The organism is Hymenobacter koreensis (assembly GCF_039541855.1).
GTDB classification, from domain to species: Bacteria; Bacteroidota; Bacteroidia; order Cytophagales; family Hymenobacteraceae; genus Solirubrum; species Solirubrum koreensis.
In genome coordinates this window covers 567,039-591,424 of sequence record NZ_BAABHA010000010.1, presented here as the reverse complement: position 1 = coordinate 591,424, position 24,386 = coordinate 567,039, and the positions used below count along the sequence as shown (strand labels likewise).

Below are 24,386 nucleotides of genomic sequence, written 5' to 3'. Positions count from 1 at the left end.
ACCTGCACATGACTCGTTTGCTTTTGCTTGGTGCCGGCCGCTCGGCTTCGTCACTTATCCAGTACTTGCTGGCTCACCTGACTACCGAAGACTGGCACCTGACCATTGCCGATGTTAACCCCGAGCCGCTACACGCACAACTCGCTTCTTTTGCAGAGCGGGCCCAGGCCGTGGCTTTTGAAATTGGGCAGCAGGAGCGTCTGCACGAATTGGTGGCCGGCCACGACGTGGTTATTTCCATGCTGCCGGCTTTGTTTCACCCGGTGGTGGCCAAAGCGTGCCTCGCCCACGGCAAGCACCTCGCCACTGCCTCGTACGCCACCGAAGAAATTCGCGCGTTTGATGCCGAAGCGCGAGCAGCCGGGCTCACGTTTCTCATGGAATGCGGCCTCGACCCCGGCCTCGACCACATGTCGGCCTTGCCCATGATCGAGGAAATTAGGGCCGCTGGTGGTCAGCTTACCTCGTTTAAGTCGTACTGCGGCGGCCTTATGGCCCCCGACTCGGAAGGCGACAACCCCTGGCGGTATAAATTCACCTGGAACCCGCGCAACGTAGTGTTGGCCGGACAGGGCACGGCCAAATACATCGAACACGGCCACCCGCGCTTTATTCCGTACCAGCACCTGTTTCGGCGGATAGAAACCCTCGGCGTGCCGGGGTACGGCCAGTTTGAAGGCTACGCTAACCGCGACTCTCTGAGCTACCGGCCCCTTTACGGCTTGGAGAATATTCCCACAATGCTGCGCGGTACCCTGCGCCGGCCCGGCTACTGCGCCGCCTGGGCCGCGCTGGTGTCGTTGGGCCTCACCGACGACAGCTACCATTTGGGCAATGCCGCCTCGCTGCCGTGGTCGGAGCTGATGGAATCGTTCCTGCCGCCTGCCGTTACCGCCACCTCTTTAGCGGAGCGGGTAGCTGCACAGCTGAACCTGGCTCCGGAAAGTGAAGAAATAGCCCGACTGGCGTGGCTGGGCTTGTTCGGCGCAGAACCCGTGGGGTTACCCGATGCCACTCCGGCGCAACTGCTGGAAAAGCTGCTGACCGCCAAATGGCAGCTGCAGCCCCACGACCACGACATGATTGTGATGCAGCACCTGCTGGAATATGAGCAGGAGGGCATGACATATCAGCAAACCTCCTCCCTGGTGGTAGTGGGCGACGACGCCACGCATACGGCCATGGCCAAAACAGTGGGTTTGCCACTGGCCATGGCCGTGCGCCGCTTAACCCAGGGTTTAGTGCCCCACCGAGGGGTAGTTATTCCCGTTCACACCGATTTGTACGAACCCATTCTGGCAGAACTGGATGCCGATTACGGAATTCAGTTTGTGGAGGAGCGCCACACCCTAACACGGAACGTAATGGCTAGTGCGGCCCAGCAGCAGTAACTCAGCCGTATGAAAGCCTATCTGCGGCTGCGCGCACGGGTACTTGGTCGACAACTGGCTGAACTGGGTTGGGTACGGCTGGCGCTGCTGGGGCCCTTGTTTATTGCCGCTGTTGGCAACACCCTGTTTACGGTGGCCCGCTGGCCGCAAGGCCATTGGGCGTTGCCGGCACTGCTACTGGTCTTCACGTTTTCGGCTCACCGCCGCCGCACCGATCTGCTTGGTTTGGCCATCATTGCGCCCCAGCACCGCATTTGGCTGATGGCCGAATACGCGTTGCTGGCCCTGCCGGCTTTCCTGATACTGCTGCTTTTTGAGCATTGGCCAGCCGCCTTGCTGACGTTGTTTTCAACGCCCTGCGTGGCTTGGGCGTCACCCGCCGTTGCCCGGGCTTCGCGCAGCCGGCCGCGCAGTTTTTTCCGCAGCGAGGCTTTTGAATGGGTAGGCGGCTTTCGACAGCTGGGGGCCTGGTGGATGTGGCTGCTGATACTTGGCGTAGCCTTGGCGTTGCGTGCGTATCCCACGGCTACGGCCGCGTCGTTGGTAGTTTGGACGGTAATAGCGGCGCCCATATACAGCACTCCTGAGCCGACGGCCATGCTCCTGGTTGCGGCGAAGCAGCCGGGAGCGTACCTGGCCCGGCGGTTGGTGCTGGGGTTAGTGTATTACCTCCTCACTACGGCTCCGCTGCTGTTCTTATTGCTTGTTGGGCCCGCGGGTCCGGCCGGAGCCGCGCTGTTGCTGCTGTGGGGAACGGCCGTCTGGACGATGGTGGTGCTGGCCAAATACTCCTTTTATCCGAACGCCACTTTAATTCGCCTGACCCAAGGCGGCATGGTGGCTTTGGGCCTGTTGCTTCTCGCCTCAAATCCGGTGTACGGCGCACTGTTCGCGGCCGCGTTCGGTGGAGTCATCTTTAAAAGTCGCCGCCAGCTTTGGCAGTACCGCTATGATTAGAGCCGAGCACCTGCGCAAATCTTTCGGCGCCCATACCGTGCTACAGGACGTAAGCTTAACGCTGCGGCCGGGCACTATTCACGGCTTGGTGGGTGCCAACGGAGCCGGCAAAACCACGCTCATCAACTGCCTGTACGGCCTATTGAGCCCCGATGAAGGCCGGATAACCGAAACCACCGGACAGCCACTCCGCCAACATACCGGCCTGCTGCCCTACGAGCCCTGGTTTTACCCCAAACTCACCGGCCGTGAGTACGTGGAGTTCTGCCTCCAAGCCAGAAAGCGTACCATGCCCGACCTAAATGGCTGGAACCGCTTGCTGGAACTTCCGCTGGACCAATACGCCGAGGAGTATTCGGCTGGCATGAAGAAGAAGCTGGCTTTGCTGGCGGTTCTCGTGCAGGACTTTCGCTACCTGATTCTGGATGAGCCTTTCAACGGCCTTGACCTAAGCGCCAATTTATTACTGAAGGAAATACTGTTGCGTTTGCGCAGTCAGGGCGTGGGAATTCTGCTTACCTCGCATTTGCTTAGCTCACTAACCGAAATCTGCGACGAGGTAACGGTGCTCAGCAACGGGGTGGTGTTGCGCCACTATGCGGCCCACGAGTTTGGGGCTTTAGCCGACGACTTGCTGGATACCCAACACCAGGAAAAGCTGCGGCAACTGCACCAATTGCTTCCCAACTAGCCCGCTAAAGCGCCAGATAAAACGGACTAAGCAAAGTGCGGAAGGTAGAGGAGTAGTCGGTGCTTTGCGCTTCGTGAATCGATAACTCCTGTTCGGTAAACGGGATTCGTGTACGGCTGAACGCCACAATATGCCGTAGGGGTTTGCTGCAAGCGCGGTGCCGCAGCACCAGTCGTGAAACCGGGTAGAGGCCGGCCACGCTGGCTTCGCGGGCGAAGTGTTGCATTTCGGGTAGAGGAAGAAGCACCGTGAGCAAACCGGTAAGCGGTAGGTGTGCAGCGGCAAACTGCGCCAATTCAGCAAACGTCAGCGAATCATCGGCGGTGTGGCGAGCCGTGGTGCGGGCCGCATCGGGCGACCGTAGCGAGTCGCGAAAAAACGGTGGGTTGCAGATGATGTGGTCGAAGGGCGCGGGCTGGGAAGCGGCGTACGTCTGCAGGCTGCAAGCCTGCACCGTGATGCGGTCAGCCCACGGACTGGCAGCGACGTTTTCGGCAGCTTGTGCGGCGGCGGCTTCGTCTAGCTCCACGGCTTCGATATGGGCTGTGGGGTTGCGCTGAGCCGCCATGAGGGCCAGCAAGCCGGTGCCGGTTCCCACGTCCAGAATGCGGGTGGCACCCGATACGTCGGCCACGGCGCCCAGTACACAGGCATCGGTACACACTTTCATGGCTGTGCGGCCCTGCTCGATGCGGAAATGCTTAAACTGGAAATACGAGTTAGCCACGGGCCGCGAAGTAGGAGAGATAGGCGCGGACTACAATAGCTTGCGGGCCGCCTCAATGCGTTCGTAACCTTCGTCGATAAGCAAGGGGCCGCGCAGGGCGCTGTTCACGGCCAGTTGGTCGCACCGCTCGTTTTCGCGGTGGCCGGCGTGGCCCTTAATCCACTTGAACTGCACGGTGCGCTGGCGGTACACTTTCAGAAAGCGGCGCCACAAATCCTCGTTGGCTTTCTTACCGAAATCGGCTTTTTTCTCCCAGCCAAATACCCAGCGCTTGTCCACGGCTTCCACCACGTACTTCGAGTCGGATACCACCATAATGGGCAGTTCCGGGCGGGTAACGGCTTCCAGGCCCACAATCACGGCCAGCAGTTCCATGCGGTTGTTGGTGGTCAGCCGAAAACCCTGGGTAATTTCTTTTTCGTGGGGGCCAAAGCGCAGAATGGTGCCGTAGCCGCCGGGGCCGGGGTTGCCGCGCGAGGAACCGTCGGTGAAGAGGTAAATCATTTGGGGTGAGGAGTAACACGCGACAGGTGAAGAGGTAAGTCGTTGGGCTTATGGCCCTGTCACGTGTTACCTCTTCACCTTGTCACCTAAAAGTTTTGCTTGAATAGCTTAATGGCAATGGCGAGCAGAATCACGCCGAACACGCGGCGCAGAATGTCTTCGCCGGCTTTGCCGAGTTTGCGCTCAATCCACGAGCTGCTTTTCAGCACCAGGTACACGAACACGAGGTTGAAAAAGATGCCCACCAGCACGTTCGGAAGCGAATACGCGGCCCGCAACGAGAGCAGCGTGGTCATGGTGCCGGCGCCCACGATGAGGGGAAAAGCCAGCGGCACAATGGAGCCCGAACCGCTAGCCAACGGGTTGTGCCGAAACAGCTCGATGCCCAGCACCATTTCCATTCCAATCAGGAAAATGATAAGGGCACCGGCCAAAGCAAACGACTGGAAATCGACCCCGAACAAAGACAGGATACTCTGGCCCAGAAACAGAAACACCACCATAAGCAGCCCGGCCACGATGGTGGCTTTTTCGGAGTTGATTTTGCCTTCGCGCTGCCGAATCTGGATGATGATGGGAATGGAGCCCAGAATATCGATGATGGCAAACAGCGTGAGTGTTACCGAAGAAATTTCTTTCAGCGAGAACATGGCAGCAAGGTCGGGCATGGGCAGTGTCGCGGGCAGAAGACTCGCGTGGTGTGAAAGGAAACTCGGGCCGGAGCCGGCTTGGTTGGTGCCTTATTCGGCCGTAAAAAACTGCATCAGCTGTTCGTAGGCTACGTCGGGTAGCGCGGGGAAGTTGGCGATGCGGATGGTGGTTTTGGCCAACGGCCCGTAGCCGCCGCCCAGCGTAAGCCCCACGGCCAAGGCCCGGCGCTTTACTTCCTCAATGCGGGCTGGTTGGCCCTGCAGCGCAATAACGGTGGTGGAACGCGTTTCGGGGTTTTGGACCAGCGGTGTAAACGGGCTGTTCTCCTCGAAGAACTGATACAGCCGCGCGGCCCGCTCGCGCAGGTGCTGGTCGATAACCTTGATGGGCGCGCGGTCGAGCAGCACGCGGCAGAGCAGGTATATGGCCAGCACGTTGGGCGTGTGCGTGGTTTGGTGGTTGAGCATCTTCTCGTGCATGGCCGTAAGCGAATTGTAATGGCCTCGCTCGTTCAGCTCTTTGGCCTTGGCAATGGCCCGCGGCGAACAAATCAGCAAACCCAGCCCGGCGGGCATGCCAAAGCATTTTTGCACCGAGGCAAACCACACATCGGCCTTGATGTGCTTCAGCTGAATGCCACCCAGCGACGACGTAACATCCACGGCCAGTAACGCGCCGGTTTGCTGGCAACGGTTGTAAATGTTGAGCACAGCGCCGTCGCGCAGCTGGGTCGCGGTGCTGGTTTCGTTTTGGGTGATGCAGACTATGTCGGCATCGTCGGGAATCAGGTTGGGGTCGGCTACTTCCTCCAACCCAAACTGGTGGCCGCTGCTGGCCGGCTGAATAGACTTAGCGTATTCCAGCCATTTCTCGCCGAAGGATCCGTTATACAGGTGGAAACTGCGCTTGGCGGTGAGGCTTTGGGCAATGATTTCCCAGCACTCTGTGGCCGACGATGTGAAGAAAATGAAGTAGTCCTGCGGAATATTCAGGCGGGCTTTCAGCTCGCCCACGGTTTGGCGCACCAGCGCCGTAAACCGTTCGCCGCGGTGCGGTGCCGATAGCCAGCCTTCGTCGAAGGCGGCGGCTAAATACTGGCGTACAGCGGGGTACACCTGTGAAGGACCGGGAATGAAAGTATACATGGCAGAGAAGTCAAAGGAAGGGGCCGCAAGGCCGCCGCAAAGGTAGACCGCACAAGCCCACGATGCTTGGCGAATTACGGGTATGCAAACGACCAAACGGGCCCATCATTGCCAACCCGGCGAATCAGCCGATGATCTGCTGACGCTAACCTCAGACCTTAAACCCCACGCGCTTGGGCCGCAAGGACTGGAAATACTGCAACGCTAGGCGGTAGCTTTCGAGCTTGAAACCGGCAATGGAACCCACACAGTAGCGCCCAATCAGGCTGGCTTTGCGGAAATCCTCCCGAGCGGCGGTGTTCGACAGGTGTACTTCCACCACGGGCGTGGCAATAGCGGCCACGGCATCGGCCAGGGCTACGCTGGTGTGTGTGTAGCCGCCGGCATTTAGCACTACGCCGGCGTAGGTATAGCCCACTTCGTGCAGTTTGTCGATCAGCTCGCCTTCGTGGTTGCTCTGGAAATATTCGAGTGTGAGGTCGGGAAAAGCCTCGCGCAGTTCGGGCAGGAAGTCGTCGAAAGAGCGGGTGCCGTACACGGCGGGTTCGCGGCGGCCGAGCAGGTTGAGGTTCGGACCGTTGAGAATCAGAATTTGCATGGACGAAGATGGGAGGAACTACATAAAGATGTGATTTTGCGAACGAGACGAATCTGTAACTTGCCTCCCGATGAAACTACCCTCGATGCTCCCCATTCGCCGCGCGGCCTTATTGTTACCCATCTTGGCGCTGACGCTGTCGGCCAGCAACTGCAAAAAAGTAATTGTAGAAGCGGCAACTCCCAAGTTACCCGAAGCCACCCAGGACGGCAAAAACACCTTCGGCTGTAAGCTCGGCGACAAGGTGTGGCTGCCCGGCTCCGACCACATGCTGCTGCCCCCGCTGGATGCCGACCTCACCGGCACCGGTTTTACCCTCAGAGCCTCCGACGACCACAACGACGCGCCGGGGTGGGAGGAGTTTAATCTGTCGCTGAACACCACCTCGTTCGTGCCCGGTACCTACACGCTCAGAAACGGCTTAACGGCCCGCTACTGGTCGCGCGAAAACGACCTCAACAACATCGAGGATTACATAGCCGGCTCGGGCAACACCGGCACGCTTACCATCACCAAGGTGGAGCCACGCACCAAAACCACCACCGTATTGGGCAACACCGTTACTTCTAATTTCACAGTGGTATCGGGCACGTTTGAGTTTACGGCCACGACTTCGGCAGGCAAAACCATAACCGTGAAAGAAGGCCGCTTCGACGTGCAGGCATTCTAAGCAAAGCAGCAAGCACTGTCCGGCTGGCACTACGGCCCGGCACCGTAGCTTTGCGGGCGTATGGCGCTACACTGGCACGCAGTTATCAAGCAGTTTGAAGGCTACCTCCGGCTGGAAAAGTCGTTGTCGGGCCATTCCATTGAAGCGTACTCCCGCGACGTTGATAAGCTGCGCCAGTTTTTAGAGTTGTACAAGCTGCCAGCCGGCCCCGAAAAAGTCACCACTCGCCTTATTCGAGACTTCCTGGCGTGGCTGGGCGAACTGGGTTTATCGGCCGTGTCGCAGGCGCGCACGCTCTCGGGACTGCGGGCTTTCTACAAGTTCATGCTTATGGAAGACCTCACTTCCCAAGACCCCACCGATACCGTGGAGTCGCCGAAGCTGGGGCGCAAACTACCCGATACGCTCAGCTACGAGGAAATTGAGCAGCTGCTAAACGCCATTGATGTAAGCACCAACGAAGGCACGCGCAACCGCGCCATGCTGGAAGTGCTGTACTCCTCCGGGCTGCGCGTTTCGGAACTCACCGGGCTAAAGCTCTCCAATTTGTATCCCGACGAAGGCTTTGTGCGCGTGCTGGGTAAGGGCTCGAAGGAGCGCCTTGTGCCCATTGGCCGTGATGCCCTCAAGCACATCAGCATTTACCTAAGCGGCGTGCGCTGCCACCTCGATGTGCAAAAAGGCTCCGAGGACATCGTGTTCCTGAACCGGCGTGGCGGAGCCTTGTCGCGGGTAATGGTGTTTAACATCATCAAAGACACCGCCGACAAAGCCGGGGTGCGCAAAACCATTAGCCCCCATACGTTCCGGCACTCGTTCGCCACTCACCTCATCGAAGGTGGCGCCGATTTGCGGGCGGTGCAGGAAATGCTGGGCCACGAAAGCATCACCACCACCGAAATTTACACCCACCTCGACCGCGACTACCTGCGGCAGGTGATTACGGCGTTTCACCCGCGCAGCTAAATCTATCGGCTTTTTTCCGTGGCCCGCCCACCGCGTCGCCGCCGCTCCGACCTTTGCGCCCATGCCCGCCTCTTTTCGCTCTTGGTTGAAGTCCCTGCCGCCTTCACGCGCTGCCGCAATGGCCGTGCTGGCGTTGCTGCTGCTGTGGCTGCCTTGCGTGATGCGTGGTGCCGACAGTTACGTCACCATCGACGACAACCTCGACGCTGAAATCAATATCCCGTACGTGCTGCACCAGGTAGGAGTGGTGCTGGACTACCGCCCCGGCACCACTTTGCCGCCCATTATGGATGGCCTGCCACGCTCCGCTGTACGGCCCGGTCTTAGTGTTACCGTGGGGCTGTTTGGTCTACTGTCTCCATTGGCTGCGTACTGGGTTAACCAGTTAATGGTGCGCGCAGTAGCGTTGCTGGGCATATTCTGTCTGCTGCGGCGCTACGTTTGGCCCGAGCCTGAAAATACCGTTCTGGCCGCATCTACCGCATTGGCCTGGGCAGTGCTACCTACCTATACCATGTACGGCCTCTCGGCGCTGGGCACACCTTGGCCGCTGCTGGCGGTGCTAAACCTGCGTGCTGGCCGCGGGCGTTGGTTTGATTGGCTGGTGTTGCTCTTCTTTCCGCTGTGGTCGAGCCTGGTGCTGGCCGGTGCGTTCATTGTTGCTGGGCTTGGCGCTTTTCTGCTGGTCAATGCGCTACGCGCCCGGCAGCTGGCTTGGAGCGCGTGGGCGGGCCTACTGGTCCTTACGCTTAGCTACGCGGTGGTAGAGTGGCCACTTTTACGTTCGGTGTTCGTGCAACCCGAGTTCGTGCCGCATCGGGTGGAGTTCCGTTTGGCCGAACTGGCCCCGGCAGGTTTACTTGCCGGTGTACGTAGCACCGTGCAGTTCTTTTTGTGGGGTCAGTACCATTCGAGCCGCTTTTTTCACGGGGTTGTGTTGCTGGTCGTTGCCATGGCGGCGTGGCAGTTCAGAAGCCGAACCGGTTCAAAAACAATAGGAGAGGGGCTGCGGCCCGTGGCGGTTTTGCTGCTGGTGCTGTTGGCGTTGGCTGTTTTCTGCGGTTTCTATCCGCAGCTGATGACACCGGTGCAGCGCGTATTGCCGGCGTTGGGCGCGTTCAACCTCACGCGTTTTCACTTCTTGACGCCGCTGCTGTGGTTCGGTGTGCTGGTGCTGGCGTTGCGTTTGTTGCCTTCGGCGAAGCTACGTTTGGGTTTTGTTGGTCTGCAACTCGCATTAGGTCTACTCAGCAATCTGGAATGGCTGTATAACGCTCGAATGTGGCTGAACCGACCCACAGCCCACGAGCCTACGTGGCGGCAATACGTGGCGCCAGCCTTGTTCACCGCCATTCGGCAGGAGTTGGAGCAACGGCAGCAAGCCCCAGCTTCTGCATGGCGCGTGGCATGTTTGGGGTTCCCGCCAGCAGTGGCCCAACTCAACGGCTTTTACACCCTCGACAGCTACCAGAACAATTACCCACTTCAGTACAAGCACCGTTTCCGGCCCATTATTGCGGGCGAGCTGGCCAAAAGCCCGGAGCTGCGCCGTTACTACGATGCCTGGGGCAACCGCTGCTACGTGGTGGCGGCCGAGTTGGGAAAGAACTTTCGCGAAGGCCGCAACGAACAAGCCGTGGTCAACGATTTCCGCTTCGATGCCGTGACGTTCAGGCAAATGGGGGGGCAGTATTTGTTGTCGGCAGCGCGGCTTGCCACCCCAAACCAAACGGGCTTGCAGTTGATTAAGCAGTACAGCGACCCTACGGCGTACTGGCAGGTGTATCTTTATGAAGTAATACCCCAGTAACTTAGGGTTTGAGGAGGCATCTGGGGGCTTGATTTTCCCATTTTCGCTGCCGAAAAACCCGTAATTTTGGCTCTTTGGTGCGTCCAATGGCAAAGAATACTTTTAAACCGGCGAATGGCAACGCTCCCCGCGCTGCCAATGAGCCCCGCCCCGTGCGCAACCAACCCAAGGTTGAGGCACCGGAGCCCCTGCGCGAAAACCGCCGCCCGGCGGCCGCTCCCAAACCGCCTAAGCCGCCGCGGCAGCCCCTGAAGCTGCCCAACTTTGGCGGTGTGTTCGGCTTCCTGCGCGACCGGCGCTTTCAGCTGTTCGTAGGCTTTTTCTTTCTGCTCTCCTCGCTGTTTCTCACTATTGCCTTCTTCTCGTTCCTCTTTACGGGGCACGCCGATCAAAGCGTGGTGGAAGGCCTCAACGGTACTCCCGTAAAAGAAGCCGGGCAGGAATCGGGCAACTGGCTGGGTCTCACGGGGGCCTGGATGGCGCATTTGCTCATTTACCAAGGCTTCGGACTAGGCGCTTTCGCCCTGATTCCGGTGGCCTTCGCCGTGGGTTACAAAATCGTGTTCCGGCGCATGGAAGTGTCGCTGAGCTACGTGCTGGCGCTGTGCCTGTTTGCCATGCTGTGGTTGAGTTTGCTGCTAGGCTATCTGGTGCTGAGCATTCAAACGCCCGATGCCGACCCCCGTACCGCCCACAGCCTCGATTTTCTGAGCGGCCAAGTTGGCTACGAATCCGCCTTATGGCTCGATAGCTTGCTGGGCTGGGGCTCGGTGCTGCTGCTGGCTTTCCTGCTGATTTCCTTTGTGGTAGCGTTTTTTAACGTAACCACCCTTAACCTGCCGCGTCGCGTCGGTATGGCCGCCTCAGGCGAAGAAGATGAAGCCGTAAATCAGCCCGACCTCTACGAGCGTACGGGTTTGGGTGGCGTGAACCACGGCGCAAACCCCACAGCCTCGCTTGACGGCGACGACACCGAAGAAGATGACGCACCGGGTTTCACCCTGCGCCGCACCGGTCCGGTCGCCGAAGTAGAAACTCCCGCACCCGCAAAGTCGACCAAGCCCGAGCCCGCTCTTGCGCGCCCAGCCGTTTCGCTTTCCCTGGAAAACGAAGAACCCACGACCGAAACCGACTTCGATTTGCGTCCTGCGGCCTCGGTAGCAGCTGGTGCTTCGCTGGCACTGGGCGGTATGGCCGCTCCGGCTACGGCTGCTACCAGCGCTGCCGCAGCGGCCCTAAGCGGTGCTGCTTCCGGCCCGAGCTTCTCCATTGAAGCACCGGTTTCCGAAGCTCCGGTGGTAGCACCGCGGGTACCCACGCCGCTGTCCATGGCCGACTTGGCCGACGACAACGCCCCCTTGCCCGTGCCCACCAAAGGCCCGGCTTTCGAGGTGGAAATACCTGCGGCCCCGGCCCTGCACATCGACGAAGACCCCGATGAGCTGGACCCCAATGCCGGCGCCGATGTAGCCGCCGTGGTGGAAGAAGATGAGGACGCCATGCCCTCCGTTAATTACGACCCCACGCTGGACCTGCCGCGCTACCAATACCCTACGCTGGAGCTGCTCAACGACTACGGAGTGGCCAAAGCGCAAGTCAGCAAGGAAGAGCTGGAGGCCAATAAAGACCGCATTGTAGAGACGCTGGGCCACTACGGCATCAACATCGCCTCCATCAAAGCCACCATCGGCCCCACGGTTACGCTCTACGAAATCGTGCCCGACGCCGGGGTGCGCATTTCCAAAATCAAGAGCCTCGAAGACGACATTGCCCTGAGCCTCGCCGCCCTCGGCATCCGTATTATCGCGCCCATTCCGGGCAAGGGTACCATTGGTATTGAAGTGCCGAATACCAAAAAGGAAATGGTGAGCATTCGGTCGGTTTTTGCCACCGAGAAGTTCGCCAAAACCGAAATGAGTTTGCCCATTGCCTTCGGCCGCACCATTACCAACGAGGTGTTTGTGGCCGACCTGGCCAAGATGCCCCACTTGCTGATGGCCGGTGCCACGGGCCAGGGTAAATCGGTGGGTTTGAACGTGATTCTGGCCTCGCTGATTTACAAGCGTCATCCTTCGCAGCTCAAGTTCGTGCTCGTCGACCCCAAAAAGGTAGAACTGAGCATCTTCAACAAGATTGAACGCCATTTCCTGGCCAAGCTGCCAGACACTGAGGAGGCCATCATCACCGACACGAAGAAGGTGGTGAACACGCTCAACTCGTTGTGCATGGAAATGGACCGCCGCTACGACCTGCTGAAGGACGCCGGCTGCCGCAACCTGAGCGAGTACAACCGCAAGTTCACCGAGCGCCGCCTCAACCCGAAGAAGGGGCACCGCTACATGCCCTTCATTGTACTGGTGATTGATGAACTGGCCGACCTCATGATGACGGCCGGTAAAGAGGTGGAAACGCCCATTGCCCGCTTGGCCCAGCTGGCTCGCGCCATCGGTATTCACTTGATTGTAGCTACGCAGCGTCCGTCGGTAAACGTAATTACGGGTATCATCAAGGCCAACTTTCCGTGCCGTATCAGCTTTAAGGTGACGAGCAAAATCGACTCGCGCACTATTCTCGATACCGGCGGAGCCGATCAGCTCGTCGGACAAGGTGACATGCTGTTCTCGGCCGGCTCCGACCTTATTCGCGTGCAGTGCGCGTTTATCGATACGCCAGAGGTAGACCGCCTTTGCGACTTTGTGGGCGAACAACAAGGGTACTCCGACGCTTATATGCTGCCCGAAGTAGCCGGTGCCGATGGCGACGCCGGTAGCGGTAACGAGGATATGGACCCTGCCGACCGGGATTCGATGTTTGAGGACGCGGCGCGCATTATCGTGCAACATCAGCAGGGAAGTACGTCTTTGTTGCAGCGCCGCCTGAAGCTAGGCTACAACCGCGCCGGCCGATTGATTGACCAATTGGAACACGCCGGGGTGGTTGGACCGTTTGAAGGAAGCAAGGCGCGTGAAGTTTTAATTCCGGACGAATACGCTTTGGAACAGTTGTTGAATAACCTGCCCAAGTAGTTCTCAGTATGGGTAACTGCCTGGGAGCATTTCGGGAAATTAAACCCGTCGGGTTTTCAACCATCCATACCGCGCTCCAGCTTCCGTCTTCTCTCTTTTCTCCATGAAAAAATTACTCGCCCTGCTTGCCCTCACCGCCACCATCGTGCACACCGCGCCGGCGCAGCAGGACCCCAAGGCTACTAAAATCCTTGATCAAATGAGTGCGAAGTACCAAGGCATGAAAGCCTTTAAAGCTTCGTTCACACAAACCCTGGAAAACCAAACGGCCAAGGTTAAAGAAAACATCAGCGGCGACATCATCGTGAGCGGCCCGAAGTTTCGGTTGAAGCTCAACGGCCAGGAGGTCATTAACAACGGCCAGACGATGTGGACTTACATGAAGTCGGAAAACGAGGTGAACATCTCGGATTACGACCCCGATGATCAGGAAATTTCGCCCTCGCAGATTTATACCCTCTACAAGAAGGGCTACAAATATGCGTACGCCGGCGAAACCAAGGAAGGCGGCGTGCCCTGCGACGTGATTGAATTGTCGCCGGAAGACCACAACAACCAGATTTACAAAGTCCGGTTGAACGTGAGCAAAACGGACAAGTCGGTGAAGAGCTGGAAGATGTTCAAGAAGAACGGCAACCGCTACACCTTCGCCATCAAGAAGTTCGAGCCGAACGTGCCCACCGATGCCACGACTTTCAACTTCGATAAGGCGAAGTACAAAGGCGTGAAGGTTATCGACCTGCGCTAACTTGTAGTTCGCACATATACCGGCGGCCCGCTCCTCTTTTCTGGGAGCGGGCCGCCGTGTTTTTAACCATATGGCGGGCTTGGCAAACCGCTCAATGAGGGAGGGTAATAGAAAGAATGCGTGGCGGGACTATTTTGCACGAATTGAACCCGGTGCTTTATCCTGTTATGCAAGAAGATTTCCTTCACTACGTCTGGCAACATCAGTATTTCGACAAAGCCGCCCTTTGCACGGAGCAAGGCGACGAAGTGGTGGTGTTGCGTCCCGGCTACCGAAATTCCGACGCCGGGCCCGATTTTTTGAACGCCCGCCTGATGCTGGGCGACGTGGAATGGAACGGCGCCGTGGAAATTCACCTGCGCGCTTCCGACTGGCACCGGCACCAGCACCAAACCGACCGCAAGTACGACCAGGTAGTGCTGCACGTGGTATTCACTGCCGACCAGCCCGTGCGCCGCACCGATGGCACCATCGTGCCCGTGCTGGCGCTGGCGCCGCGTATAGCGCCCTCGCTGCTGGCGGCATACGAGGCCCTAATGAGCGGCCCTGCACCAGAAGTGCTGCCTTGCGCCGGCGCTTTGCCTGCCGTGCCCGAGCTTACCCGCCTCATGATGGTGGAGCGGGTGCTGATGGAACGTGTGGCCGAAAAGGCCGATGCTATTTTGGAGCTGCACGAGCAGGCCGGCCACGATTGGGAGTCCACCGCGTGGCTGGCATTGGCAGCCGGCTTCGGGTTCAAGAAAAACACCGACGCGTTAACCCAACTGGCCCAAGCCCTGCCATTGCCCGTGTTACGTCGTCACCGCCACGACTTGCGGCAAACCGAGGCGCTGTTGTTCGGCCAGGCAGGCTTGCTGCCCGTAGCGTCCGAAAGCCCCGATGATTACTGCCGGGATTTGCGCCGCGAGTACGATTTCCTGGCTCATAAATACAGCCTTGTTGGACAGGCCTTACCGGCGCACGCCTGGAATTTTTTGCGTTTGCGGCCCGCTAACTTTCCCACGGTGCGCCTGGCCCAACTCGCGGCCTTACTGCACGCCCAACCGCGCTTGTTTCAGCCCCTGCACGACGCCCCCGATGTGGCCGCCCTGGAAAAGCTCTTGCTGCTGCCGCTGAGCACCTACTGGCAAACCCATTACCGCCCGGGTGTACCGGCCGCCGCTAAAGTGGCCGGGTTAGGGCGTAGCAGCGCGCAACTGCTCATTGTTAACGTAGTAATGCCGCTGCGGGTCGCCCATGCCAAGTCTATTGATAACCCGGCTGGGGTAGAAGCCGCGGTGGAGCTGCTCAACCAACTGCCGCGCGAGCAGAACAGGGTGTTGGCTCCCTACGAAGCCCTGCAGTTCCGGCACCGCACCGCCGCCGATTCGCAGGGCTTGTTGGCGCTGCACCGCGGGTATTGCCAGCCGCGCCGCTGCCTGCACTGTGCCATCGGGAGTCGTATTTTGCAGCGCAACTTACCCGCAAACTCCACCCGTTGAAACTGCTGCTGATATTAGGTGGAAATGCACTGGTGCTGCTGGCGCTGTGGCGTTGGCTGCAAAGCCAGCGCCGTGTACCCAAGTTGGGCCACTTTGTGCTGCCCACGCTGGCCGTACGCTTGATTTCCGGTGCGCTGTCGGCCGCTTCGCCCAGCGCCGATGCGGTGTACTTTCAGTTGTGGGCGCGTCGGTTTACCCGGCAGCTGTGGGAGGAGCCAGGTCAGTGGCTGCAAACCCTGATCAGCGACGAGTTTCATTTTGCGGGCAACCACCTCGTCTTCCACGGGTACTCGAATACGCTGTTCTTAATCAAAGTTCTGTCGGCATTGAACCTGTTCTCGGGCGGCTCAGCTTTGCTGAACGCGCTGTATTTGTCGTTAGCAAGCTTCGTCGGTTGTTGGTATTTGGTTCGGGTGTTGAGCCAGTTGTTTCCCGGTACGCGTGGGGCTGGCATTGGGGCTTTGCTGTTATGGCCTTCGGCCCTGTATTGGTCAACGGGAATAACCAAGGAAAGCCTGCTGCTGGCCAGCGGCACCGGACTGCTGGCGGTAACGCTCTGGTTGCTGTATGGCCCGCCGCAGCCGGGGCGGTGGCGGCTGGTGCTGGCTGCAATGGTGCTGGCGGTGGTGCAGTTTAAAATGCGGTTTTTCTTCGGTGGCGCCCTATTTGCTGCCTTGGCCGGACTTGCCGTCGTGCGCTTTGCGCAGCAGCTTGGCCTTGCCCGCAGGCGGTGGGTACAGGCCGCGGTATTCGCGGCCGTTCTGCTGTCGGGGGCCTGGCTGGCCAGTGAAATAACGCCGGTGTTTCGGTTCAACAAGTTTGCCAGCCAACTCACGCGCACCTATTCCTCCTTGCAGGAAAAGTCGCTGGGCCGGCCGCACATTGCATTGCCGCATTTGGCGCCCACCGCCGGCAGCATTGCGCTTTACACGCCAAAAGCCGTGGCAAGCGCCTTGTTTCGCCCTTTTATCTGGGAAGGTGACTCGGTGTTTTACGGCATTGCAGCGTTGGAAAACCTGTTGCTGCTTCTGCTCACGGGGCTGGCCGTTTGGGATGTGCTACGTGGCAGGGCGGCTCCTTTACCCTTTGCTGTGGTGCTTTCGTTGCTGATCTACTGTTTTCTTCTGGCCACTTTGCTGGGGCTAAGCACGCCCAACCTGGGTACGTTAAGCCGGTATCGGGCGCCTTGGCTGGCTTTGTACGTGTACGTGCTACTCAGCCAGCACACTGCTTCCAGCTGGGCCCGGCGCTTTCGCCTGTTTGGGATTGAGTAAACCGGGCGGTTGGCAGGCGCTGCCGAGCCGCGTATCTTTGCGGCTTGCTGCGGGCTAACCCGCACGCAATTGCTTTGCTACCTGCATGGAAAATCCGGTTATTATTCTCGGGGCTAAAGCCCTCGGCTCCACGGCCCTCGACGCTTTCACCAGCAACGAGGTGGTGGTATACTGCCTGCTCGACGACGACGCCAAACTTAAGGACACTGAGCTATACGACGTGCCCGTAATGGGTGCTACCGACGACGAGCAGTACCTGAACTTACTGGGCAAAAAGTGCGAAGTATTCGTGGCGGCCGATGACACCGCCAGCCGCCGCTCGCTCACCAACATGCTGCGCGAGCAGTACCAGCAGGTGCCCGTTAATGCCATTCACAAAGCCGCCAGCGTATCGCCGCACGCGTGGCTGGGCCACGGCAACTTGGTAGCAGCGGGTGCTGTGGTGGCTGCAGGAGCTAAGCTCGGCGACGGCTGCATTCTGGGAGCCCGCGCGGTTATCGACAGCAAGGCCGAACTAGCGGACTTCGTAAATGTGGGCGCCGGCGCCGTGGTAAACAGCGACGTAACGGTGGGTGAGCTGGCCTTTATCGGATCGGGCGCGGTGGTGGTGGCCGGCGTTAAAATTGGTGCCAAGGCCCGTATCGGGGCCGGTTCGGTGGTAGTGGCCGATGTGCCGGCGGGCCAAACCGTGTTCGGCAACCCGGCCACGAAGGTTTAATTATGAACGGAGAACCATGAATGTTAAATAATGTGAACGGTCCCGGTAGCCAATGCATTATTTGTCAATCACGGTTCATACTTGTCAAGAAATGGATTACCGCGTTCTGCTGTATTACTGCTTCACGCCAATTGCCGATGTTGAGGCGTTTCGGGAGGAGCACCACCGCCTGTGCCTGCAGCTTGACTTGCGCGGCCGCATTATTGTGGCTGGCGAGGGGCTAAACGGAACGGTATCGGGCACGGTGGCGAACTGCGAAACCTACATGCAAACGGTGAAAGCCGATCCGCGCTTCGCGGCGCTGGAATTCAAGGTGGAGCAAGCCCCGGCGCACACGTTCCAGAAGCTGCACGTGCGCGTGAAGCCCGAAATCGTACACGCCGATTTGCCCCACATCAAGCCTTACGAGCGTACCGGCACGCATTTGTCGCCGGAAGAATTTCGCGCTCTTAAAGACCGCGACGACGTGGTAATCGTGGACGTGCGCTCGGATTACGAGTACAATTTGGGCCGCTTCAAAAATGCCGTTACGCTGGACATCGAAAACTTCCGCGAGTTTCCCGACCGCGTGGAGCGCTTACGCCCTTTCCAGGACAAGAAAATACTGACCTACTGCACCGGTGGCATCAAGTGCGAAAAAGCCAGTGCCTTTTTGCTGGAACAGGGCTTTGAAAACGTATACCAGCTGCACGGCGGCATTATCAAATACGGCATAGAGGCCGGGGGCGAAGATTTCGAGGGCAAATGCTACGTGTTCGACGGCCGGGTGGCAGTAGACGTTAACACCGTAAACCCCACCGTAATTGCCCAGTGCGTGAGCTGTGGCCGCCCCGATGAGCGCATGGTAAACTGCGCTAATCCACACTGTAACGCTCACGTGGTGATGTGCGAATCTTGCGCCGAGCAGCGCGAAGGTGCCTGCTCCGATGCCTGTCAGCAACACCCCGACAAGCGCCCCTATGATGGCACCGGTACCTACCCCAAGCAAAGCAACCACTACAACCCCGAACAGGGCTTGGCCTCGTACCGCGCCTCGGTAAACCGATAGCTCTTTTTGCACAGTAGCTAACGCAGGCGCCGTCGGGGCTCACCCGGCGGCGCTTGGCTTTTTCGCTTCTTGTTCAGGTGCGGCTGGGCTTCAGTCGCACAATTAACCGCAGAACGCGTATTTCGTACTGCATAACGCGTCACTTCAAACGTCCTTCCCCATGGCCATTGCCGAATCCGAGCTGATCTTGAATCCGGATGGTAGCATCTACCACCTGAACCTGCTACCCGACCACATTTCCGATACCATCATTACCGTCGGCGACCCTGACCGCGTGGCGCAGGTCAGCCGGCATTTCGATTCCATCGAGACCGAGGTCAGCAAGCGCGAGTTCGTAACGCACGTTGGGTATTACCGCGGCAAGCGCCTCACCGTGTTGTCTACCGGCATCGGTACCGATAACCTCGATATCGTGCTCAATGAGCTGGATGCGTTGGTCAACATTGATTTCGTGACGCGCCAACCTATGCCCGTGGAAGAACACATTAAGCTGCGCATTATCCGCATCGGGACCAGCGGCACCATGCAGCCCGATATTCCCGTAGGCTCGCACTTGGTGTCGGAGCACGCCATTGGGCTGGAGTCGCTGATGCAGTTTTACCCGCTGGTGGAAACCGGCGCCGAAGTGGAGTTTGCCACCGCCGTACAGCAGGTCGTGGGCCTCGATTACCGTCCGTACTGCGTGCTGGGCTCCGACTTGCTGCGCGAACAATTGGGCGCGGGCATGATTACCGGCAACACCGTTACCTGCCCCGGTTTTTACGGCCCCCAGGGCCGCTCGCTGCGCCTGGCCCTGCGCTACCCCGATTTGCTGGAGCGCCTGCGCAGCGTCAGCTATTCGAACGCAGAGGGTACTTTCCGGCTCACCAACTTTGAGATGGAAACTGCCGGCTATTACGCCCTGGGCCGCATGCTGGGCCACGATGTGGTGTCGTTAAATGCCATTGTGGCCAACCGCGCCACCGGCGAGTTTGCCGAGCGCCCAGACCAGGTAGTAAACGACCTAATTGCTACCACGCTGGACCGTTTATAGAAACCGAGAACCAACAAAAAGCCCGCCGCGCATCTGTGCGGCGGGCTTTTTGTTGGTGTATTGTTAAATAATGCCGCCGCCAATAATCAGGCGGATGCTGGCAATAACAATGGCTATTCCGTTCAGGATAAGCCCGGTTTTTTGCTTGCCAAATGCACCAATGATAACTCCGATAACGGCCAGAACCAGGATAAACCAGTTAGCCCAGCCCAAAAAAGGGAAGAGGGCCAGAATGGTCAGCAACAGCACGACAACGCCCCAGATGGTAGAAATAACGTTCATTGGTTAACGGTTCAGAGTGATTTTGCAGTGGGTCGGTGAAAGGCACCAAACCGCCGAAAAGGTACTGAAAACGTTGGCAAGTGGGCCATAAGTGATAATCCTTTGGCAGTTCCACAAGACAGTTGGGGAACTGCCAAAGGATTAATAGAAATCGAAGCCGAGTACAGCCCGGAGCGGAACGCTAACCCCGGCTTTCAGTGTGAGGTACTCTTCGTGTACGGCCCACACCGTGGTTTGCACACGTTTGGTGAGGCCGTCGGCGGTGCGCAGGTATATGTCGAGTTTGCCGTGGTAGTTGTTGCCGAGGGCACAGGCCCGTTCGGCATCAAAGCGTCGGATCTTCTGTTCGGCTGCGGTAGGCAGCACGTCATTGGCTGAGAAACGGAGGCTCGGAATCGACTCTTTGTCGATGGTTTCGGCGGGGTCGTTGACAACTAACATAGGTGTGGAGGTCAGGGTGTTCCTGCGGTAGAACAAACAACCGGGCCACAAGGTCTTCGCATTCCAGCAAAAGCCCGGACGAAGCCTTGGGCGCAGTATTCCTAAGTTAAGCTAATGCCGTCAAAAAAGCCATGGTATCCACGCCATCGGCGTATTCGTGCACGCCCGGCTGCTGGGCGCGGCCGGCCGGCACGCTGCCCGCGTACCAGCCGCCCACCGACACCACGCACTGCGTTTGCGGAGCTATTTCGGCTAGCTGTTGCTGCAAGTCGTCGTTATCGGCATACTGGCTGTAGTGCAGCACCGAAATGGGGGAAACGAGTTGCATGCTTTCGGTCAGGAGCAGGAAACCCGTGTCGAGGTGGGGCACGCGGTTTACCAGCAGCAGGCTCTTTTGGTAGTCGTAGTTGTTGTTGTAGCGGTGGTGGTCTAGCACGAATTCCCAGGGCTGCAACGAGTCGAGCAAGGGCGTGAAGTCGTAGCCAGCCGGCACCAGCAGCTTGGACACGTTGCGGCAGCCCAAACCGTAATACTGAAAGATGTCGGCCCCAAAAGCGGCCAGTTCTTCGCGGGGTTCCAGCCCGGCCAGCACGCCCAGGCTGGAGCGGTTGCGCCGGATCAGGTGCGGTTTTTTGCTGAAGTAGTATTCGAAGTATCGGGCCGTATTATCGGAGCCGGTAGCAATGTAGGCATCGGCATTGCGCAGCAGCTCCACAAATTGCAGGCGCTCCTGAAAGCGCGGCTCGATGCTCACCAGCTCGTTGGCCACCCAGCGCAGGAGAATGTTGTCATCGGCCGAGAGCTTGGCCAGCAGCGTGTGGCCGCTTAGCAGCACGCACAGCAAATCGTGAAAGCCCACCATGGGTATGTTACCGGCCATTACCACGCCCACGTTGCGCGGGGCCACGGCCGGCTCCAGCGGGTAGCGGCCGGCCCAGCCGGTAAGGGCATTTTCGTCGAGCAAATGGGCTACGCCGGCCACGCCGGCTCGTACATTGCGCTCATCAAACCACGGGTTGTGGTTGCGGGCGCGGGCTACTAGGTTCAGCAGTTCGTCGTCGGATAAAGCAAGCAGGCGGTGGCCAAGGCGCACGAAGGCAGCGAGGCGTTCGGAATGGGTCATGCGGGAAATAAGGGGTAAACCGGGCCGAAAGTTCGCAAGAAACCGCGGGTAGTGCTACTTTTGCCCGCTTGCGCGCCAACTCATAGGCCCGCTCGCTTGTTGCCTGTGTAAATCCTGCATGTGCCAGGCTGCGTATCAGTCAGCAATCCTTCCTCATCCTAACGATACCCCACGGCTATGGCCATCATGATAACCGACGAGTGCATCAACTGTGGTGCCTGCGAACCGGAATGCCCAAACAACGCCATTTACGAAGGCGGTGCAAACTGGCGCTGGGCCGACGGTACCACCTTGAAAGGCACTATTGATGTGGACGGCGGCAAGCAAGTGGATGCTACCAGCCCCCAAACACCCGTTTCCGACGAGTATTATTACATCGTATCGGACAAATGCACCGAGTGCGTGGGTTTCCACGAAGAACCCCAGTGCGCTGCCGTTTGCCCCGTCGACTGCTGCGTAGACGACCCCGATTACCGCGAAACCCAGGAGCGCCTGCTTCAGAAAAAGGACTGGCTGCACATCGCCTAACAACGGGTTTCTCCGATCCTAGAAGGTCTGAGTCATCCTAGACTTGCGCCTTTTGTATGGTGCAGCCGGATTTGCATCCCTGGCGTATCAGATCATACGCGCCCAAACGCAGCGAAGCCCGGCCATCTGGCCGGGCTTCGCTGCGTTTGGGCGGTCATAAAGCCTGCCGGTTCAGCCGCAAGCCGAAATCAGGTGCCGCAGTTAAAGTACTTATCGTAAGCAGATTCGGGCAGCAGGCGCATCTTGCTAGCTATTTTAATGGGCCAGCGCAGCAAGCGGATTAGCGTGTAGTTGTTGGGGTAGTCGCGGAACGTTTTCACCGGCGCGGCTACGATCTGCTCGAACTCTTCACGCGTTAGTCCGAGTCGTTTGATGCACAGGTTGATGACCTTCTCGTCTTCGATGGCGTTTACGTAGCGGCACTTTTCCAGGGCTTCGTCCCGCGTCATCTGCCCCGAGCGCACCAAGGCCGAGTAGTTGAACAAGCGACGGTCGATGTTGAATTTGGTACGGTTCAGGTAATAGATAACGCTCTGGTAGAGGTCGTCGAAGTAGTGGGAGCCTGGGTTTACCCAGTCCAGCTCGCGCTCCAGTAATTCATCTACGGTAGTACGCACGTAGGGCACGTGGTAAAGCAGCGTAACGGTTTTAATACCCCGCAATACGGTGTAGTAAAACATTTCCCTCAAGTCGAGGTGGAAGCCGGGGTCGGTGGGGCTCCATTTGCGCAGCGGCACCGTTCCAAATTGCCGGTGTACAGCCTTCAAGTACTTGCCATCGAGGAAATTCCAGGAAAGCGGGGCGATGCCCTCAGTACGGAACGACTGCCCGATGATGATGCGTTTGATGCCTTCCTTTGCGGCTACGCCGTAAAGCGCGGTGGCAATGCCCACGTCGGTACCTTCCTCAATGTCGGGAGTTGAGGCCTTGAGGAACGCAATTTTCAGGTCTTTCGATTCGCGCCAGTCGGAGGTGATGGTGCGCATTTCCACGCCCAGCTTTCGGCAGGCCTTTACCATGTTTTCGCCGGCCACGGGGTTACCAAAACCGTCGTTGAAATGGACGGCCAGCGGCTTCAGCCCTAGTTTCACCACGCAGTACCACAGCGTGTAGCTACTGTCGCGGCCGCCGCTTACGCCCAGCACGCAGTTGTATTTTTTTCCTTCCCCGGCACGCTTGATGTCGGCCACCATGCGCTGCACGTACTGCTCGCCAGCTGCGCCCAGCGGGTTGTCGCGGTCGAGTTTGTCGTGCAGGGCGCAGAAATTACACTCGCCGTGGGCATCGAATTTGATGCCGGGCACGGTGGTATCCATAATGCACCGCGTGCATTTCTGGCCACTGGACGGGGCCGCGGTGCGGATGGTGGGACCCGTTGCCGGCTCGGCTTCGTGGAGTAAGGTTTGGGGCATGGGGGGTGGGTAGCTAAGGTGTGGGCAGTTAAGAGAGCGGGTTATCGAAACGGTAGCCTTTGCGCAAGAGCATTTCCCCGATTTGGGTTCCCTGCTCGGGGCGCTGCGGGCGAGGCAAATCGGCGACAATCAGTTCGCCGGCAAATTCATTGAAGGTTCCCTGGGCCCGAATGCCGTCGGCAGCTACTGCTAAAGAGCAGCCCACGCTTTTCTTGCCTTCGTAAGGGCCTCCAACTATATAACCCACCGACGTGGTGCTTACTACCACCACGTTGTAGAGGGAAGCCAGAATGCTGAATGGTTTCACCCATTTTTCGCGGTAAGGGTCGTCTTCTTCGGTCAGCGAGTAATCTACTGTCCAAGATGCCGGGGCCAGAATGAACTCGGCGCCCATGCGGGCCAGAGTGTGCCCAATACTGAGGCCGTCGATGTAGTTATCGGCGCACACGTTTACCCCGATTTTTCCCAGCGGTGTATCTACCACGTTCAGGGTTTGGCCTACGCTGTAAAATGGCTGCTCTACAGTCAGTAGGTTGATTTTATGGTACTTGACTAGTATTTCGCCTTGTGGACTGATAAGCAGGGCCGCGTTGTAAATGCGGCCATCGGTGGCGCGTTCGGTCAGGCCGGCGCACACGTAAATGTTGTGGCGCTTTGCTTCCTGGCACAGACGTTCGGAGTAAATGCCGGGAATAGGCTGGGCTTCGGTAAGGGCGCTGGGGTGCGTCCAGGCAAAATCAAGGGTTTCCGGAAGCAGCACCAGGTCGCATTGGCGTTCGGCGGCCTCGGCAATCATGCGGGCCGCGCGGTCGAGGTTGCGCTGTGGTTCGCCACCTTCCACCAGTAATTGCCCCATGCCCACGCGCACGGTGCCTTCGCTGAACGATGCAGTGGACTTTACGGGCGCGATGGAGGGCTGGGGTTGCTCGGATTTAGGCTTGCGGGTGAAAAACTTCATGTGAAAACAAGGGCATCAGCCGGGAGGGTGCCCGAACCAATCCTAATCTTTGAAATTACCGGAGTTCAGGATTAAACCCAAAAGTCACTTTACTGTCGGGCCTAAATTTAGCGTTATTAATGCCAACACGCCCATTTTTTATGTAAAAGCGGCTAAGCTCCACAATAGACGGATGGGCTTCCGCTGCCGACCTTAAATGCCTAC

The 24,386-nt window shown here is 58.6% G+C and carries 24 protein-coding genes; 14 read left to right on the top strand and 10 right to left on the bottom strand.

What is annotated here, in order from left to right:
- Positions 1 to 8: 8 nt before the first annotated feature.
- The 3 genes from ABD903_RS16545 to ABD903_RS16535 are packed head-to-tail and all read left to right on the top strand — an operon-like array spanning position 9 to position 3,039.
- Positions 9 to 1,391, top strand: coding sequence for a saccharopine dehydrogenase family protein (locus ABD903_RS16545; protein ID WP_345226118.1), 1,383 nt, complete (start codon positions 9 to 11; stop codon positions 1,389 to 1,391).
- 9 nt (positions 1,392 to 1,400) lie between these two features.
- Positions 1,401 to 2,348 carry a hypothetical protein gene (locus ABD903_RS16540; protein WP_345226116.1) on the top strand — a complete coding sequence of 316 codons (948 nt, stop codon included), beginning with the start codon at positions 1,401 to 1,403 and terminating at the stop codon, positions 2,346 to 2,348.
- Positions 2,341 to 3,039 carry an ATP-binding cassette domain-containing protein gene (locus ABD903_RS16535; RefSeq protein WP_345226115.1) on the top strand — a complete coding sequence of 233 codons (699 nt, stop codon included), beginning with the start codon at positions 2,341 to 2,343 and terminating at the stop codon, positions 3,037 to 3,039. Before ABD903_RS16540 ends, ABD903_RS16535 begins: the two co-directional genes overlap by 8 nt.
- 4 nt (positions 3,040 to 3,043) lie before the next feature.
- Here the strand turns inward: ABD903_RS16535 and ABD903_RS16530 are convergent, their stop codons facing one another.
- The 5 genes from ABD903_RS16530 to ABD903_RS16510 all read right to left on the bottom strand — a co-directional run bounded on the left by ABD903_RS16530 (position 3,044) and on the right by ABD903_RS16510 (position 6,664).
- Positions 3,044 to 3,766 (bottom strand): tRNA1(Val) (adenine(37)-N6)-methyltransferase, encoded by a 723-nt coding sequence (locus ABD903_RS16530; RefSeq protein ID WP_345226113.1) that lies wholly within the window; start codon positions 3,764 to 3,766, stop codon positions 3,044 to 3,046.
- 30 nt (positions 3,767 to 3,796) lie between these two features.
- Positions 3,797 to 4,270 carry a ribonuclease HI gene (gene rnhA, locus ABD903_RS16525; RefSeq protein ID WP_345226111.1) on the bottom strand — a complete coding sequence of 158 codons (474 nt, stop codon included), beginning with the start codon at positions 4,268 to 4,270 and terminating at the stop codon, positions 3,797 to 3,799.
- An 86-nt stretch (positions 4,271 to 4,356) separates the two neighbouring features.
- Positions 4,357 to 4,920, bottom strand: a complete 564-nt coding sequence (locus ABD903_RS16520; protein WP_345226419.1) for a MarC family protein — start codon at positions 4,918 to 4,920, stop codon at positions 4,357 to 4,359.
- A 90-nt stretch (positions 4,921 to 5,010) separates the two neighbouring features.
- Positions 5,011 to 6,066: an aminotransferase class V-fold PLP-dependent enzyme gene (locus ABD903_RS16515; protein WP_345226109.1), complete on the bottom strand. Its 1,056-nt coding sequence runs from the start codon at positions 6,064 to 6,066 to the stop codon at positions 5,011 to 5,013.
- A 151-nt stretch (positions 6,067 to 6,217) separates the two neighbouring features.
- Positions 6,218 to 6,664 carry a type II 3-dehydroquinate dehydratase gene (locus tag ABD903_RS16510; protein ID WP_345226108.1) on the bottom strand — a complete coding sequence of 149 codons (447 nt, stop codon included), beginning with the start codon at positions 6,662 to 6,664 and terminating at the stop codon, positions 6,218 to 6,220.
- A gap of 70 nt (positions 6,665 to 6,734) precedes the next feature.
- Here ABD903_RS16510 and ABD903_RS16505 point away from each other — a divergent pair, with 70 nt between their 5' ends.
- The 10 genes from ABD903_RS16505 (at position 6,735) to ABD903_RS16460 (ending at position 19,438) form a co-directional block, all read left to right on the top strand.
- Positions 6,735 to 7,334, top strand: coding sequence for a Riean_0653 family protein (locus ABD903_RS16505; protein ID WP_345226106.1), 600 nt, complete (start codon positions 6,735 to 6,737; stop codon positions 7,332 to 7,334).
- A gap of 60 nt (positions 7,335 to 7,394) precedes the next feature.
- Complete coding sequence (gene xerD, locus ABD903_RS16500) at positions 7,395 to 8,300, top strand: site-specific tyrosine recombinase XerD (protein ID WP_345226105.1); 906 nt, start codon at positions 7,395 to 7,397, stop codon at positions 8,298 to 8,300.
- A gap of 61 nt (positions 8,301 to 8,361) precedes the next feature.
- Complete coding sequence (locus ABD903_RS16495) at positions 8,362 to 10,110, top strand: DUF6044 family protein (protein ID WP_345226103.1); 1,749 nt, start codon at positions 8,362 to 8,364, stop codon at positions 10,108 to 10,110.
- Between the two features lie 86 nt (positions 10,111 to 10,196).
- Positions 10,197 to 13,136: an FtsK/SpoIIIE family DNA translocase gene (locus ABD903_RS16490; RefSeq protein WP_345226101.1), complete on the top strand. Its 2,940-nt coding sequence runs from the start codon at positions 10,197 to 10,199 to the stop codon at positions 13,134 to 13,136.
- Between the two features lie 103 nt (positions 13,137 to 13,239).
- On the top strand, positions 13,240 to 13,884 hold the full coding sequence (gene lolA1, locus ABD903_RS16485; protein WP_345226099.1) for an outer membrane lipoprotein periplasmic chaperone LolA1: 645 nt from the start codon (positions 13,240 to 13,242) through the stop codon (positions 13,882 to 13,884).
- A gap of 167 nt (positions 13,885 to 14,051) precedes the next feature.
- Positions 14,052 to 15,365 carry a DUF2851 family protein gene (locus ABD903_RS16480; protein ID WP_345226097.1) on the top strand — a complete coding sequence of 438 codons (1,314 nt, stop codon included), beginning with the start codon at positions 14,052 to 14,054 and terminating at the stop codon, positions 15,363 to 15,365.
- Positions 15,362 to 16,639 carry a hypothetical protein gene (locus ABD903_RS16475; protein ID WP_345226095.1) on the top strand — a complete coding sequence of 426 codons (1,278 nt, stop codon included), beginning with the start codon at positions 15,362 to 15,364 and terminating at the stop codon, positions 16,637 to 16,639. The genes ABD903_RS16480 and ABD903_RS16475 overlap by 4 nt, the downstream gene beginning before the upstream one ends.
- Positions 16,640 to 16,724: 85 nt before the next feature.
- The gene (locus ABD903_RS16470) at positions 16,725 to 17,357 is read left to right on the top strand and encodes a NeuD/PglB/VioB family sugar acetyltransferase (RefSeq protein WP_345226093.1); all 633 of its coding nucleotides are present in this window, start codon (positions 16,725 to 16,727) and stop codon (positions 17,355 to 17,357) included.
- Between the two features lie 91 nt (positions 17,358 to 17,448).
- Positions 17,449 to 18,405: an oxygen-dependent tRNA uridine(34) hydroxylase TrhO gene (gene trhO, locus ABD903_RS16465; RefSeq protein WP_345226091.1), complete on the top strand. Its 957-nt coding sequence runs from the start codon at positions 17,449 to 17,451 to the stop codon at positions 18,403 to 18,405.
- A gap of 160 nt (positions 18,406 to 18,565) precedes the next feature.
- Positions 18,566 to 19,438, top strand: a complete 873-nt coding sequence (locus ABD903_RS16460; RefSeq protein ID WP_345226089.1) for a nucleoside phosphorylase — start codon at positions 18,566 to 18,568, stop codon at positions 19,436 to 19,438.
- A 63-nt stretch (positions 19,439 to 19,501) separates the two neighbouring features.
- On the opposite strand, the gene ABD903_RS16455 is transcribed toward ABD903_RS16460, so the two are convergent.
- The 3 genes from ABD903_RS16455 to ABD903_RS16445 all read right to left on the bottom strand — a co-directional run bounded on the left by ABD903_RS16455 (position 19,502) and on the right by ABD903_RS16445 (position 21,284).
- Positions 19,502 to 19,720, bottom strand: coding sequence for a hypothetical protein (locus ABD903_RS16455; RefSeq protein ID WP_345226088.1), 219 nt, complete (start codon positions 19,718 to 19,720; stop codon positions 19,502 to 19,504).
- A 141-nt stretch (positions 19,721 to 19,861) separates the two neighbouring features.
- Positions 19,862 to 20,161, bottom strand: a complete 300-nt coding sequence (locus ABD903_RS16450; protein ID WP_345226086.1) for a hypothetical protein — start codon at positions 20,159 to 20,161, stop codon at positions 19,862 to 19,864.
- A gap of 106 nt (positions 20,162 to 20,267) precedes the next feature.
- The gene (locus tag ABD903_RS16445; protein ID WP_345226084.1) at positions 20,268 to 21,284 is read right to left on the bottom strand and encodes an aldehyde dehydrogenase family protein; all 1,017 of its coding nucleotides are present in this window, start codon (positions 21,282 to 21,284) and stop codon (positions 20,268 to 20,270) included.
- A gap of 177 nt (positions 21,285 to 21,461) precedes the next feature.
- Here ABD903_RS16445 and ABD903_RS16440 point away from each other — a divergent pair, with 177 nt between their 5' ends.
- Entirely contained in the window at positions 21,462 to 21,812 is a 351-nt protein-coding gene (locus ABD903_RS16440; RefSeq protein WP_345226082.1) for a 4Fe-4S dicluster domain-containing protein, read from the top strand.
- Positions 21,813 to 22,000: 188 nt separating this feature from the next.
- On the opposite strand, the gene ABD903_RS16435 is transcribed toward ABD903_RS16440, so the two are convergent.
- Positions 22,001 to 23,224, bottom strand: a complete 1,224-nt coding sequence (locus ABD903_RS16435) for an N-acetyl sugar amidotransferase (RefSeq protein ID WP_345226080.1) — start codon at positions 23,222 to 23,224, stop codon at positions 22,001 to 22,003.
- A gap of 28 nt (positions 23,225 to 23,252) precedes the next feature.
- A complete protein-coding gene (locus ABD903_RS16430) occupies positions 23,253 to 24,182 on the bottom strand; it encodes a carbon-nitrogen hydrolase family protein (protein WP_345226079.1) in 930 nt (309 codons plus the stop codon).
- Between the last annotated feature and the right edge of the window lie 204 nt (positions 24,183 to 24,386).

Excerpts from the sequence above, each read along its gene's own strand:
- ABD903_RS16545 (WP_345226118.1), top strand. The coding sequence starts at position 9 with ATGACTCGTTTGCTTTTGCTTGGTGCCGGCCGCTCGGCTTCGTCACTT.
- ABD903_RS16540 (WP_345226116.1), top strand. The coding sequence starts at position 1,401 with ATGAAAGCCTATCTGCGGCTGCGCGCACGGGTACTTGGTCGACAACTG.
- ABD903_RS16535 (WP_345226115.1), top strand. The coding sequence starts at position 2,341 with ATGATTAGAGCCGAGCACCTGCGCAAATCTTTCGGCGCCCATACCGTG.
- rnhA (WP_345226111.1), bottom strand. The coding sequence starts at position 4,270 with ATGATTTACCTCTTCACCGACGGTTCCTCGCGCGGCAACCCCGGCCCC.
- ABD903_RS16520 (WP_345226419.1), bottom strand. The coding sequence starts at position 4,920 with ATGTTCTCGCTGAAAGAAATTTCTTCGGTAACACTCACGCTGTTTGCC.
- ABD903_RS16515 (WP_345226109.1), bottom strand. The coding sequence starts at position 6,066 with ATGTATACTTTCATTCCCGGTCCTTCACAGGTGTACCCCGCTGTACGC.
- ABD903_RS16510 (WP_345226108.1), bottom strand. The coding sequence starts at position 6,664 with ATGCAAATTCTGATTCTCAACGGTCCGAACCTCAACCTGCTCGGCCGC.
- ABD903_RS16505 (WP_345226106.1), top strand. The coding sequence starts at position 6,735 with ATGAAACTACCCTCGATGCTCCCCATTCGCCGCGCGGCCTTATTGTTA.
- xerD (WP_345226105.1), top strand. The coding sequence starts at position 7,395 with ATGGCGCTACACTGGCACGCAGTTATCAAGCAGTTTGAAGGCTACCTC.
- ABD903_RS16495 (WP_345226103.1), top strand. The coding sequence starts at position 8,362 with ATGCCCGCCTCTTTTCGCTCTTGGTTGAAGTCCCTGCCGCCTTCACGC.
- ABD903_RS16490 (WP_345226101.1), top strand. The coding sequence starts at position 10,197 with ATGGCAAAGAATACTTTTAAACCGGCGAATGGCAACGCTCCCCGCGCT.
- lolA1 (WP_345226099.1), top strand. The coding sequence starts at position 13,240 with ATGAAAAAATTACTCGCCCTGCTTGCCCTCACCGCCACCATCGTGCAC.
- ABD903_RS16480 (WP_345226097.1), top strand. The coding sequence starts at position 14,052 with ATGCAAGAAGATTTCCTTCACTACGTCTGGCAACATCAGTATTTCGAC.
- ABD903_RS16470 (WP_345226093.1), top strand. The coding sequence starts at position 16,725 with ATGGAAAATCCGGTTATTATTCTCGGGGCTAAAGCCCTCGGCTCCACG.
- trhO (WP_345226091.1), top strand. The coding sequence starts at position 17,449 with ATGGATTACCGCGTTCTGCTGTATTACTGCTTCACGCCAATTGCCGAT.
- ABD903_RS16460 (WP_345226089.1), top strand. The coding sequence starts at position 18,566 with ATGGCCATTGCCGAATCCGAGCTGATCTTGAATCCGGATGGTAGCATC.
- ABD903_RS16455 (WP_345226088.1), bottom strand. The coding sequence starts at position 19,720 with ATGAACGTTATTTCTACCATCTGGGGCGTTGTCGTGCTGTTGCTGACC.
- ABD903_RS16450 (WP_345226086.1), bottom strand. The coding sequence starts at position 20,161 with ATGTTAGTTGTCAACGACCCCGCCGAAACCATCGACAAAGAGTCGATT.
- ABD903_RS16445 (WP_345226084.1), bottom strand. The coding sequence starts at position 21,284 with ATGACCCATTCCGAACGCCTCGCTGCCTTCGTGCGCCTTGGCCACCGC.
- ABD903_RS16440 (WP_345226082.1), top strand. The coding sequence starts at position 21,462 with ATGGCCATCATGATAACCGACGAGTGCATCAACTGTGGTGCCTGCGAA.
- ABD903_RS16435 (WP_345226080.1), bottom strand. The coding sequence starts at position 23,224 with ATGCCCCAAACCTTACTCCACGAAGCCGAGCCGGCAACGGGTCCCACC.
- ABD903_RS16430 (WP_345226079.1), bottom strand. The coding sequence starts at position 24,182 with ATGAAGTTTTTCACCCGCAAGCCTAAATCCGAGCAACCCCAGCCCTCC.